Here is a 12434-nt window from a genome sequence, read left to right as displayed (position 1 = left end):
AACCCTACTGGCCCGCCCTCCGGCCGGTCCGTCGTTGACAGGAACGCACCCGCCAACCATGCTGAGCAAGCGCTTAGACAGCGCCACGGAGGATGGACCGGAGCGGGAAGGGCAGGGACCAGGGACATGGCAGAGCCGAGGATCTTCACGTCCGCGCAGGAACTGAGCGACGGGGTGGGCGAGCAGCTGGGGCACAGCGACTGGCTGGAGGTCGACCAGAAGAGGATCGACCTCTTCGCCGAGGCCACCGGCGACCACCAGTGGATCCATGTGGACCCGGAGCGGGCCGCAGCCGGGCCGTTCGGCAGGACCATCGCCCACGGCTATCTCACGCTCTCGCTGCTGCCTGCGCTCGTACCGCAGATCATGCGGGTCGAGGGCATGAAGATGGGCATCAACTACGGGACGAACAAGGTCCGTTTCCCGTCCACGGTGCCCGTGGGCTCACGGCTGCGCGCCTCGGCCGTCCTGAGGAGCGTCGAGGAGGCCGGGGGCGGGGTGCAGGTCACCGCCGTCGTCACGGTCGAGCGCGAGGGCGGCGACAAGCCGGTGTGCGTGGCCGAGTCGGTGTCCCGCTACTACTTCTGACGACGCGGCCCGCCGCCCCTACCGCTCGGCGGCGACCATGCGCAGCACGAGGCCGGCGTAGAGATCGCCGACCTCGTCCGGCGTCCGGCTGCCCTGCGCATTGAACCAGCGCGCCACGTCGATGCAGAGCGAGAGCACCGCGAGCGTGGTGCCGGGGACGTCGGGGACGTCGAACTCCCCCGCCCGCACGCCCTCACCGATGATCCGGCGCACCACCGCGTCGCTCCGGCGGCGCAGCTCGACGATCTCGGCGCGGTGCTCCTCGCCGAGGGCGTCGAGCTCGTACTGGACCACGCGGGCGGTGGTGTGCCGTTCGGCGTGCCAGCGGACGAAGGACCGTACGGCCTCGGCCAGCCGCTCGGCCGCCGTGCCCCCGCCGTCGGCGGCGGCCTCCAGGACGAACAGGGCGCGGTCGTGGCCGATCCTGCTGATCCGGTGGAGCAGCTCTTCCTTCGTCTTGTAGTGGATGTAGAGCGCGGCGGGACTCATCCCCGCCCGGCCCGCGATGTCGCGGGTGGTGGTGGCGTGGTACCCGCGCTCGGCGAAGGCGTCGACGGCGGCGACGAGCAGCCGCCGGGCCGCCTCGGGCGTCACCTCGGCCCACGGCGCGCTGTCGCCGTCGGTCTCCTCCGCCGTGCTCATCGTCACTCGCCCCTCTCGTCAGCAGGACGAACACCATACCCCGAACCTGAGCAAGCGCTTAGGGCCCGTCCGGCGGGACTGTCAGAGCTTCTGGAAGGGATCGTGCTCGGCGAGGATCTTCTCCAGCCGGGCCTGGTCGACCCGGCTGACGATCTGCCCCGCCTCCTGGCGGTCACGGATGACCTTGGCCAGGGTGAAGCAGGAGGTGACGAGATAGAGGACGCCGATCGCGAGGAATCCGCGGACCCAGGCGTCGGCGTCGAGGAAGTAGATACCGAGAGCCACGGCGCCGATCGCCACCCCGAAGGAGGCGACGGCCTGGCCGTAGAAGGCCGCGGTGCTCTGCTGCTTGACCGGTGCTGTCTCACTCATGGCACCCAGCATCGGACGACGTGGCGTGCGCCACATCCGCTCCCGTACTCAGCCGGTACTCAGACGCCCGTTCGAGCGGCGGCGCGGGTCAGAAGGCGGAGACCCCCGTCAGCGCGCGGCCGATGATCAGCTTCTGGATCTGGCTGGTGCCCTCGTACAGCGTCATCACGCGAGCGTCGCGCAGCAGCTTGCCGACCGGGTACTCGTCGATGTAGCCGTAGCCGCCGAAGACCTGGAGCGCGTTGTTGGCGGCGCGGACGGCCGCCTCGGAGGCGAAGAGCTTGGCCTTGGAGGCCGCGGTGGCGAAGTCCTCGCCCCGGTCGATGAGGTCCGCCACCCGCCAGGTCAGCAGCCGGGCGGCGTCGACATCCACGGAGATGTCGCTGATCAGCTCCTGGACGAGCTGGTGGCCCGCGATGGACTTGCCGAACTGCTCGCGTTCGCCCGCGTGGCCCACGGCGGCGTCGAGGGCGGCCTGGGCGATGCCGACACAGCCGGCCGCTACCGACATCCGCCCCTTGGCCAGCGCGGACATGGCGATGGAGAAGCCCTTGCCCTCCGGGCCCAGGAGCGCCGACGCGGGCACCCGGACGTCCTCCAGGACCAGCTCGGCGGTGGCCTGGCCGCGCAGTCCGAGCTTGCCGTGGATGGCGCGGCGGCCGAGGCCGGGGGTGTCGGTGGGGACCAGGAAGGCGGATATGCCCTTGTGGCCGGGGGTGCCGCCGGTGCGGGCGAAGAGCAGCACCACATCGGCCCAGGTGCCGTTGGTGATGAACATCTTGCTGCCGTTGATGACGTATCCGCCACCGTCCCGGACGGCCCTCGTCGTCAGGTTCCCGGCGTCCGAGCCGGTGCCGGGCTCGGTGAGGCCGAAGCAGCCGATCGCCTCGCCCGCCGTGAGCCCCGGCAGCCAGTGCCGCTTCTGCTCCTCGTCGCCCCATGCGGCGATGGTCTTGGCCACGAGGCCGAGGGAGACGGAGACGATGCCGCGGACCGAGGAATCACCACGCCCGAGCTCCTCGGTGACCAGGCAGTACGCGAGGTGGTCGCCGCCCGAGCCGCCGTACTCCTCGGGGACGGTCAGCCCGAGGAAGCCGACGGAGCCCAGCTTCTTCACGATCGACCTGTCGACGTTCTCGGCCCGGTCCCACTCCACGGCGTGCGGGGCGACCTCGCGGGCGACGAAGTCCTCGGCGAGCCGCCGGACGGCTTCCTGCTCCTCGCTGAGCTCCAGGTTCATCCTTCGCCCCTCCACTTTTAATTAGCACTGCTAGTTTCTTGTTCGCAGGCCCTACTATGTGCCGCATGGCCCGACCGCGCAAGCCCCTCCTCAGCAGAGACCGCATCGTCGAGGCGGCGAGCGCACTCGTGGACTCCGAGGGGCTCGACGCCGTGTCCACCCGTCGGCTCGCGGCCGGACTCGGGGTCAGCGGGCCCTCGCTCTACAACCACTTCCGCAACAAGGACGAGATCCTGGACGCGGTCGCGGACGCCGTGTCCGCGCAGGTCGATCTGTCGATGTTCGACGAGTCGGACACCCGCGACTGGCGCGCCGCCCTGCACGACTGGGCCGTCTCCTATCGTGCGGCGCTCACCGAGCACCCGCACATCGTCCCGGTGCTCGCCCAGGGCCCGGGCCGCCGGCCGGCCGGTCTCCGGGTCGCCGACGCGGTGTTCGGCGCGATGGTCCGGGCCGGCTGGCCGCCCGCCCAGGCGACGTACATCGGGGCCCTGATGCGCTACTTCATCACCGGTTCGGCACTGGGCTCCTTCGCCCGCGGCTTCGTCGACGACGAGACGGCGTACGACCCCGCCGACTACCCGCACCTGGGCCAGGCCCATCTGCTGGCAGAGCGGCGCCAGCAGGTCGACGAGGGGGCCTTCGAGACCGGGCTGCGGGCCCTGATCGACGGCCTCTCGCTCCAGTACGAGCTGCTGTCGCCGGGCGGAACGGTTCGGCCGGCACCGAAGCGTTCCTGACGCATCCTGGTTCCCATGGCACGCATGGCACACCCCGACCCGGCCGCGCCCCGGCTCGCCGCCCTGGCCGCGCTCCTCGCCGACGAGACCCGCGCCGCCTTCTGCCTGGCGCTGCTCGACGGCCGCGCCTGGACCGCCGGGGAACTGGCCCGGTACGCCTCCGTGGCGCCGTCGACCGCCAGCGAGCACCTCGGCAAACTCGTCGCGGGCGGGCTGCTGGCCGAGGAACGGCAGGGCCGCCACCGCTATCTGCGGCTGGCCGACGAACGCATCGCGCACCTGGTCGAGGACCTGGCGGCCCACGTCGTCCCCGGCTCCGCACCCGGGCGGCCGCGCACCCTGAGCGCGGTGAACGCGGGCAGCGCGATGGCCCGCGGCCGCACCTGCTACGACCATCTCGCGGGGCGGATCGGCATCGCGATCACCGACGCGATGACCGTACGGGGGCTGCTGGAGCAGGACACCGGCTTCGCGCTCACCGACACGGGCCTGAACTGGTTCGGCGAGCTGGGCATCGGCCTGGAGACCGGTTCGCGGCGCCCCCTGGTACGGAGCTGTCTGGACTGGACCGAGCGCAGACCGCACCTGGCCGGGGTCGCGGGCGCCGCGCTGTGCCGCCATGCGCTGGAGGCCGGGTGGTGCGTACGGATCGGGTCCGGGCGCGCGGTGAAGACCACCCCGGACGGGGAGCGGGCGCTGTACGAACACCTCGGCATCGAGCCCGCGACCCTTCGGTAGGGGCCGAACGGTCACGGCCCTACTGTCGTAGCCATGACAGCGACCCCTACCTCCTCCCCCGCATCGCACCGCGACTGGCGGGCCACCGCCGCGGCCGGCACCACCGTGCTGCTGTGGGCCTCCGCCTTCGTCTCCATCCGCAGCGCCGGCGCCGCCTACTCGCCCGGCGCCCTCGCCCTGGGCCGGCTGCTCGCGGGCTCCCTGGCCCTCGGCACGCTCCTGGTGGTGCGGCGCGAGGGACTGCCCCCGCGGGCCGCCTGGCCGGGGATCATCTGGTCCGGACTGCTCTGGTTCGGCCTGTACATGGTGGTGCTCAACTGGGGTGAGCAACAGGTCGACGCGGGCACGGCCGCGATGGTGGTGAACATCGGCCCGCTGCTGATCGCGCTGCTCGGCGCCCGGATGCTGGGCGAGGGACTGCCGCGCAGGCTGCTGGCGGGCATGGCCGTGTCGTTCGCGGGCGCCGCGGTGGTGGGGCTCTCGATGTCGGGGCACGGCGGCGCTTCGGTGCTCGGTGTGCTGCTGTGCCTGCTGGCCGCCGTGGCGTACGCGACCGGGGTGGTACGCCAGAAGCCCGCCCTGCGGCACGGTTCCGCGCTTCAGATCACCACCTTCGGCTGCCTGGTGGGCACCGTCGCCTGTCTGCCGTTCTGCGGTGCGCTGGTCTCCGACGCCGCCGGCGCACCGCTGTCCGCCACCCTGAACATGGTCTATCTGGGCCTCTTCCCGACCGCGCTGGCCTTCACCACCTGGGCCTACGCGCTCGCCAGGACCACGGCGGGGCGGATGGGCGCCACCACGTACGCGGTGCCGGCCCTGGTGGTGCTGATGTCCTGGCTGCTGCTGGACGAGGTGCCCGCGCCGCTCACGGTCGCCGGAGGGCTGCTCTGCCTGGCCGGGGTGGCGGTCTCCCGGACGCGTCCTAGAAGATCACCAGAGCCCTCCCGCCCTTCCCCGCGATCATGTTCTCGAACGCGGCAGGGATGCCGTCGAGGGTGATGCGCCCGGTCACCAGGGCGCCGAGGTCGAGCCGCCCCTCACGGACATGGGCGGCCAGCACCGGCAGGTCCCGCGCGGGATCGGAGTTGCCGTAGACGCAGCCGGAGAGGGTGCGTCCCCAGTGGAAGATCTCCAGGGCGTTGAAGGTGACCTGCTGGTCCTTGCCGCCGATGCCGACGACGGTGGTACGGCCGCCGCGGCGGGTCGACTCCCAGGCGGTGCGGATGGTGGCGGCGCGGCCCACGCACTCGATGGCGGCGTCCACCCCCTGCTTGTCCGTGAGGGCCCGGATCTCGCGGGCGGTGTTCTCCGAGGCGACCACGTAGTCGGTGGCGCCCGCCCGGCGGGCCAGCTCCTCCTTCCGCGGGGAGACGTCGACCGCGACGATGCGCGAGGCGCCGGCGATACGGGCGGCCTGGAGCGCGGCCAGTCCCACTCCCCCGGCGCCGAACACGGCCACCGTCTCGCCCTCGCGCAGCCGCGCCGAGTGGTGCACGGCGCCGTATCCGGTGAGGACCGCACAGCCGAGGAGGGCGGCGTCGGTGAGCGGGACGCCGCCCGGAACGGGCAGGACGCAGCCCGCCGGGACCACCGTCTCCTCGGCGAACGCGGCGACGTTGAGACCGGGGTGCAACTCGCCGCCGCCGTCGGCGCGCCGGGCGTGCACCGCGCCCGCGCCGTTCAGCGCATTGGCGCACAGCCAGACCTCGCCCAGCGCGCAGGCGTGGCAACTGCCGCAGGAGGGTGCCCAGTTGAGCACGACGCCGTCGCCCGGCGCGACATGGGTGACGCCCTCGCCGACCGCGACGACGGTGCCCGCGCCCTCGTGGCCGAGTACGGCGGGGACGGGCACCCGCATGGTGCCGTCGGACAGCGAGAGGTCGGAGTGGCAGACGCCGGCGGCGGCGAGGGCGACCCTCACCCGGCCGGGGCCGGGCTCCGGGAGTTCGATGTCGGTGATCTCCAGGGGAGCTCCGACGGCGGGCAGTACGGCGGCGCGGACCACGAACAGGCTCCTTGACGATCGGGGGCGGGGAAACGGGCGGTGCGCAACGGTCAGAACTGGAGCGACTTGGTCTGGAGGTACTCCGCGAGCCCGTGGGAGCCGAGTTCGCGGCCGACGCCGGACTGCTTGTAGCCGCCGAACGGGGCGAGCGGGTTGAAGCGACCGCCGTTGATGTCGACCTGCCCGGTGTCCATCCGCCGGGCGAAGGCCACCGCCTCCGCCTCGTCGCCCGCCCAGACCGCGCCCGCGAGGCCGTAGACGGTGCCGTTGGCGATGCGCAGGGCGTCGTCCTCGTCCTCGTAGCGGATGAGCGAGACGACGGGGCCGAAGATCTCCTCCTGGGCGACGGTCATCTCCGGGGTGACATCGGCGAACACGGTGGGGCTGACGAAGTAGCCCTGTTCGCGCGGGGCTTCGGGGCCGCCCGCGACGAGGCGGGCGCCCTCCGCCACGCCCTTCTCGATGTAGCCGCGCACCCGCGCGCGCTGCCCGGCGTTGACGAGCGGGCCGATGCGGTCGCCGTACTTGGCGGCCGCCTCCGCGGCGAGCGCGACCGCCTCGTCGTACTGCGAGGTGTGCACCAGCATCCGGGTCCAGGCGCTGCACGTCTGGCCGGAGTTGCCCATGACGTTGGCGACGCCGACGCCCACGGCCCTGGCCAGGTCCGCGCTCGGCAGGATGACATTGGCGGACTTCCCGCCCAGTTCGAGGGCGACGCGCTTGACGGCCGCGCCGGCCGTGGCGCCGATCCGCCTGCCGACGGCGGTGGAGCCGGTGAACGAGACCAGGTCGACGCCGTCGTGCTCGGCCAGGGCCTGACCGGCGACCGGACCGAGGCCGGTGACCAGGTTGAACACACCTGCGGGGACACTCGCTTCATGGACCGCCTCGGCGAAGAGCTGGGCGGTCAGCGGGGTGTCCTCGGCCGGCTTGAGGACGACCGTGCAGCCCGCCGCGAGCGCGGGGGCGACCTTGGCGACGATCTGGTGCAGCGGGTAGTTCCACGGGGTGATCGCGCCGACGACGCCGACCGGCTCCGCGTACACGGTGGAGTTGCCGACCTTCTCCTCGAAGGAGTACGAGGCGGCGAGTTCGGCGTACGAGCCGGCCACCAGGATCGGCACACCCGCGTGCACCGCCTGCGAGAAGGGCAGCGGCGCGCCGAGTTCGGCGGTGACGGTCCCGGCGATCTCGTCCTTGCGGGCGACGAGCACATCGCGCAGGGCGGCGATCCGCGAGGCGCGCCCGGCGGGCGCGGTGGCCGCCCAGCCGGGGAGGGCCGCGCGGGCGGCCCGTACCGCGGCGTCGACGTCCTCGGCGGTGCCCGCCGGGACCTCGGCGATGACCTGTTCGTCCACCGGGTTCACCACCGCGATCGTGTCCCGTCCCGCGGCGGGCCGCCAGGCCCCGTCGATGTACATGCCGTCGTGGGCCTTCATCGCTGTTCCTCCCGGTCACCGTCGCGGACGCGGTCGTCCGCAACCCAAACTAGCGCTGTTAGTTTTCAGGCGCCAGAGACGCCCGTCACGCCAGGGGCTGCCGGTCGAGTTCCCCGTGCTGCGCACCGGGGTGCTCGAACTGGGTGCGGTACAACTCCTCGTAACGGCCGCCCGCCGCGAGGAGTTCGTCGTGCGTGCCCCGCTGCACGATCCGCCCGTCCTCCACGACCAGGATGAGGTCGGCGGTGCGTACCGTGGAGAGCCGGTGGGCGATCACGACCGCGGTGCGGCCGGCGAGCGCCTCGGTGAGTGCCTCCTGGACGGCCGCCTCGGAGGTGTTGTCGAGGTGTGCGGTGGCCTCGTCGAGGATGACGACGCGCTGGCGGGCCAGGAGCAGCCGGGCGATGGTCAGGCGCTGGCGTTCGCCGCCTGAGAGCCGGTAGCCGCGTTCGCCGACGACGGTGTCGAGCCCGTCGGGCAGCGAGGCGACGAGACCGTCCAGGCGGGCGCGGCGCAGCGCGTCCCAGAGGTCCTCCTCGGCGGCTCCGGGGCGGGCGAGCAGCAGGTTGGCGCGCACCGACTCGTGGAAGAGGTGGCCGTCCTGGGTGACCATGCCGAGGGTGTCGCGCAGGGTGTCGGCGGTCAGGTCGCGTACGTCGATGCCGCCGATGCGCACCGCGCCCTCGTCCGTGTCGTACAGCCGCGGCAGCAGTTGGGCGATGGTCGACTTGCCCGCCCCGGAGGAGCCGACGAGCGCCACCGTCTGGCCGGGCTCGGCGCGGAAGGAGACTCCGCGCAGCACTTCGCCGCCGCCGCGGGTGTCCAGGCTCGCGACGTCCTCCAGCGAGGCGAGCGAGACCTTGTCGGCGGACGGGTAGCCGAACCGCACCTGGTCGAACTCGACGGACACCGGGCCGTCCGGGACCGTCCGGGCGTCCGGCTTCTGGTCGATGAGCGGCTCCAGGTCGAGGACCTCGAAGACCCGTTCGAAGCTGACGAGCGCACTCATCACCTCGACGCGCGCCCCGGCGAGTGCCGTGAGCGGTGCGTACAGCCGGGTCAGCAGGAGGGCGAGGGCCACGACCGCGCCCGCGTCGAGCTGCCCGCGCAGTGCGTAGAACCCGCCGAGCCCGTAGACCAGGGCGAGCGCCAGCGCGGACACGAGGGTGAGGGCGGTGATGAACGCGGACTGGGCCATGGCCGTGCGTACGCCGATGTCGCGCACCCGGCCGGCCCGGACGGCGAATTCGGCGGACTCGTCGGCGGGGCGGCCGAAGAGCTTGATCAGGGTGGCGCCGGGGGCGGAGAAGCGCTCGGTCATCCGGGTGCCCATCGCGGCGTTGTGGGCGGCGGCCTCCCGCTGGAGCCTCGCCATCCGGGTGCCCATCCGCCGGGCCGGCAGCACGAACACGGGCAGCAGCACCAGCGCGAGCACGGTGATCTGCCAGGAGATGGAGAGCATGACGCCGAGGGTGAGCAGCAGCGTCACGAGATTGCTGACGACCCCGGACAGGGTGTTGCTGAAGGCGCGCTGGGCCCCGATGACGTCGTTGTTGAGGCGGCTGACGAGCGCGCCGGTGCGGGTGCGGGTGAAGAAGGCGACCGGCATGCGCTGCACATGGTCGAAGACGGCGGTACGCAGATCGAGGATCAGCCCCTCGCCGAGATTGGCCGAGAGCCAGCGGCTGACCAGGCCGAGTGCGGCCTCCGCGACGGCGATCACGGCGATGAGGAGGGACAGCCTGGTGACGGTGCCCGACTCCTTGCCGGTCACGATCGCGTTCACGACCCGGCCGGCGAGGACGGGGGTGGCGACCGCCAGCAGCGCCGTCGCCACGCTCAGGATCAGGAAGAGCGCGACGCGGCGCCGGTGCGGGCGGGCGAAGGCGGCGATGCGCCGCAGGGTGTTCCGGTCGAAGGGGCGTCGGTCCGCTTGCGCGTTCATGACGTTGTGGAGCTGTGTCCACGCCGTGGTTTCCATGCTCATGGGAGGAACGTACGACCTCCAGTGGACTTGAGGTCAACGGCCGCCGTCCGGGGGTGGAGGTCAGGTGCGGTCGCGGCCGGCGGAGCGCCGGCCGGGCCGGGGCTCCGGTACGTCCGGGTCGGTACCGGCTCGGACGTACCGCCCGCCGCATGGGCCCGGCCCCGCCGCCGCGAGCAGCAGGGCGCCGAGCATGACGAACGGCGCCGCGGTGCCCGCCACTCCGGCGATCGGACCGGCGGACGCGGGGGCGGCGGCCCGTCCCAGGCGGTTTCCGGTCAGCCGGAGGGCGAGCGCGGTGGACCGGGCCTCCGGCGGGGCGGCCTGGACGACGGTGGTCATCGGGAGCGGCTGTCAGATGATGCCGAACAGGAGGCCGGCGCACAGGACCACCAGCGAGGTGAGCGCGGCCCACTTGACGGTGAACCTGGTGTGGTCGCCGAATTCGACCTTCGCCATGCCGACCAGCACATAGACGGCCGGAACCAGCGGGGAGGACATGTGCAGGGGCTGGCCGACCAGGGAGGCGCGGGCGATCTCCAGCGGGGAGACACCGTGGGCGGCGCCCGCCTCGGCGAGCACCGGGACGACGCCGAAGTAGAAGCCGTCGTTGGACATGAAGTACGTCAGCGGGATGCTGAGGATGCCGGTGACGACCGCCATGTGCGGGCCCATGCCGTCGGGGATCGCGCCGACGAGCCAGTCGGCCATGTGCTGGACCATGCCCGTGCCGGAGAGGACACCGGTGAAGACCGCGGCCGCGAAGACCATGCCGGAGACGTTGAGGACGTTGTCGGCGTGGGCGGCGATCCGGGCCCGCTGGTCGGGCATGTGGGGGAAGTTGACCGTGAGGGCGAGCGCCGCGCCGAGCAGGAAGAGCACCGGGATCGGCATCAGTTCCATGATCATCGCGGTGAGCAGGGCGACGGTGAGGCCGACGTTGAACCAGTAGAGCCCGGGACGCAGGGTGGCCCGGTCCGGGTCCAGCCCCTTGAAGCCCCCGTCCCCGTCCTCTCCCTCGTCCGTTCCCGCTCCCGCGTTCTGTGCCGCGTCGCCGTCGGTGCCGGTACCGGCTCCGCCGGAGTTCTTGCGGGTACGGTCGCTGCCGCTGCCGCCCGCTCCGACAAGAACGGTCTCCGTCTCCGTGGCCGTCCCGGTGGCCAGTACCTCGTCGAGGGTGAGCATGCCCAGCCGCTTGCGCTCGCGCCGGCCCAGCACGACGGCGAGGAGCAGGACCGCGACCAGGCCGATGCCGAGCGCCGGGATCATCGGGACGAAGATGTCGCCCGCGTCCAGCTTGAGCGCGGTGGCGGCGCGGGCGGTGGGGCCGCCCCAGGGAAGGGTGTTCATGACGCCGTTCGCCGTGGCGGCGACTCCGGTCATCACGACCAGGCTCATCTTGAGGCGCTTGTAGAGCGGATACATCGCCGAGACGGTGATCATGAAGGTGGTGGAGCCGTCACCGTCGAGGGAGACGATGGCGGCGAGCACGGCCGTACCGACGACGATCCGCATCGGGTCCGCCCTGCAGAAGCGCAGGATGCCCCGCACGATCGGGTCGAAGAGGCCGACATCGATCATCACACCGAAGTAGACGATGGCGAACATCAGCATCGCGGCGGTCGGGGCGAGATTGCCGACGCCTTCGATGACGTAGTCACCGAGCTTCGCGCCCTGCCCGACGGCGACGCAGAACAGCGCGGGGATCAGGACCAACGCCGCGATCGGCGACATCTTCTTCATCATGATCAGGACCAGGAAGGTCGCAATCATGGCGAAGCCGAGGATTGTCAGCATGTGGATACCTATCGCTCACCCTTGAACTCCCACCGGACTCGGCGGTGCGGATGACGTTAGGGCGCGGCTCGCGGCGTTAACAAGATGTTGACATGCGAGCAATACGAGCAAAACCCCAGGTCAACGCGGGGTTCATGGCTCGGGCGCAACTGGCACCCCGCCAGGCCGCGCCGGTGGGGGGCGTCGGCGGACGCATCGGTGCGGCGCATCGGCGGGACGCCTCCGCGCGGTGCGGGCATCCGGCACCGCCCGGTCAGTCCAGGACGCTTGCCAGGTAGGCCCGGATCAGGATGCGGGTCTCGGCGACGATGGCCTGGTCGCCCGACGGGTCGGTGCGGAAGGCGAGTTGGAGGAGGGCGTCGGCGGCCTCGACGCAGACCAGGACGGTGCGCGAGAGATCCTCGTCGAAGGCGCCGCCCAGATGCCCGGAGAGGAGTTCGGCGAGCCGGCCGGCCACCCGCTGGTTGGCGTCGTTGGCGGGGTCCTCCTCGGGGGCCGCAGCGCCGAAGTCGATGAAGGCGAATCCGGCCACGGAGCGCTTCATGGCCAGGTATTCGTCCAGTACGGCATCGATGGCGCCGCGCCAGTCGGTGGTCGGGATGACGGCGAGGCGCTCGGTGATGCGCTCGGCGTAGCTGTCCAGATTGCGCCGGGCCAGCGCGTCGGTCAGCGCGCGCTTGTTGGAGAAGAACCGGTAGACGGAGCCGATGGGGACCCCGGCACGGATGGCCACCGCCCGGGTGGACAGCTGCTCGTAGCCGGTCTCGTCGAGGAGTTCGGCGCAGGCGTCGAGTATCCGGGCGAGGCGCTCGGCGCTGCGCTGCTGCACGGGGGCGCGGCGGAGGTTCGTGTTCGCATGGGGCACGGGCTCCATGATGCCGTGGGTCTC

Annotated in this window: 12 protein-coding genes and 1 pseudogene; 4 read left to right on the top strand and 9 right to left on the bottom strand. The window is 72.1% G+C overall.

Annotation, left to right across the window (positions count from 1 at the left end; genetic code table 11):
• The first annotated feature begins 126 nt into the window (after positions 1–126).
• Positions 127–588 (top strand): MaoC family dehydratase, encoded by a 462-nt coding sequence (locus ACWCPY_RS24810; protein WP_451268349.1) that lies wholly within the window; start codon positions 127–129, stop codon positions 586–588.
• 18 nt (positions 589–606) lie between these two features.
• Here the strand turns inward: ACWCPY_RS24810 and ACWCPY_RS24805 are convergent, their stop codons facing one another.
• From ACWCPY_RS24805 to ACWCPY_RS24795, 3 genes are all read right to left on the bottom strand, one after another.
• Complete coding sequence (locus ACWCPY_RS24805) at positions 607–1230, bottom strand: TetR family transcriptional regulator (protein WP_451268347.1); 624 nt, start codon at positions 1228–1230, stop codon at positions 607–609.
• An 81-nt stretch (positions 1231–1311) separates the two neighbouring features.
• Positions 1312–1602, bottom strand: coding sequence for a YiaA/YiaB family inner membrane protein (locus ACWCPY_RS24800; protein WP_329817943.1), 291 nt, complete (start codon positions 1600–1602; stop codon positions 1312–1314).
• Positions 1603–1690: 88 nt separating this feature from the next.
• Positions 1691–2842, bottom strand: coding sequence for an acyl-CoA dehydrogenase family protein (locus ACWCPY_RS24795; protein ID WP_451268345.1), 1152 nt, complete (start codon positions 2840–2842; stop codon positions 1691–1693).
• Between the two features lie 65 nt (positions 2843–2907).
• Between ACWCPY_RS24795 and ACWCPY_RS24790 the strand changes: the two genes are divergently transcribed.
• Genes ACWCPY_RS24790 through ACWCPY_RS24780 form a run of 3 tightly spaced genes read left to right on the top strand, consistent with a single transcriptional unit; the run spans position 2908 to position 5319 of the window.
• On the top strand, positions 2908–3582 hold the full coding sequence (locus ACWCPY_RS24790; RefSeq protein WP_451268343.1) for a TetR/AcrR family transcriptional regulator: 675 nt from the start codon (positions 2908–2910) through the stop codon (positions 3580–3582).
• A gap of 15 nt (positions 3583–3597) precedes the next feature.
• Complete coding sequence (locus tag ACWCPY_RS24785; RefSeq protein ID WP_451268342.1) at positions 3598–4320, top strand: ArsR/SmtB family transcription factor; 723 nt, start codon at positions 3598–3600, stop codon at positions 4318–4320.
• A gap of 33 nt (positions 4321–4353) precedes the next feature.
• The gene (locus ACWCPY_RS24780; protein WP_451268340.1) at positions 4354–5319 is read left to right on the top strand and encodes a DMT family transporter; all 966 of its coding nucleotides are present in this window, start codon (positions 4354–4356) and stop codon (positions 5317–5319) included.
• Here ACWCPY_RS24780 and ACWCPY_RS24775 read toward each other — a convergent pair.
• The 6 genes and pseudogenes from ACWCPY_RS24775 to ACWCPY_RS24750 all read right to left on the bottom strand — a co-directional run bounded on the left by ACWCPY_RS24775 (position 5243) and on the right by ACWCPY_RS24750 (position 12419).
• Positions 5243–6325, bottom strand: a complete 1083-nt coding sequence (locus tag ACWCPY_RS24775; RefSeq protein ID WP_451268338.1) for a Zn-dependent alcohol dehydrogenase — start codon at positions 6323–6325, stop codon at positions 5243–5245. The two genes, ACWCPY_RS24780 and ACWCPY_RS24775, sit on opposite strands and share 77 nt — an antisense overlap.
• 50 nt (positions 6326–6375) lie before the next feature.
• The gene (locus ACWCPY_RS24770) at positions 6376–7764 is read right to left on the bottom strand and encodes an aldehyde dehydrogenase family protein (protein ID WP_451268336.1); all 1389 of its coding nucleotides are present in this window, start codon (positions 7762–7764) and stop codon (positions 6376–6378) included.
• An 85-nt stretch (positions 7765–7849) separates the two neighbouring features.
• Positions 7850–9751 (bottom strand): ABC transporter ATP-binding protein, encoded by a 1902-nt coding sequence (locus tag ACWCPY_RS24765; protein ID WP_451268334.1) that lies wholly within the window; start codon positions 9749–9751, stop codon positions 7850–7852.
• A gap of 60 nt (positions 9752–9811) precedes the next feature.
• Positions 9812–10102 (bottom strand): annotated as a pseudogene (locus tag ACWCPY_RS24760) (MFS transporter); the annotation flags it as partial.
• Positions 10103–11545, bottom strand: coding sequence for a CitMHS family transporter (locus ACWCPY_RS24755; protein WP_451268332.1), 1443 nt, complete (start codon positions 11543–11545; stop codon positions 10103–10105).
• 253 nt (positions 11546–11798) lie between these two features.
• A complete protein-coding gene (locus tag ACWCPY_RS24750) occupies positions 11799–12419 on the bottom strand; it encodes a TetR family transcriptional regulator (RefSeq protein WP_451268330.1) in 621 nt (206 codons plus the stop codon).
• Positions 12420–12434: the final 15 nt, after the last annotated feature.

The organism is Streptomyces sp. NPDC002403 (assembly GCF_053593015.1).
Note: the sequence above shows the minus strand (reverse complement) of the source record. Positions and strands in the feature narration are given on the sequence as shown.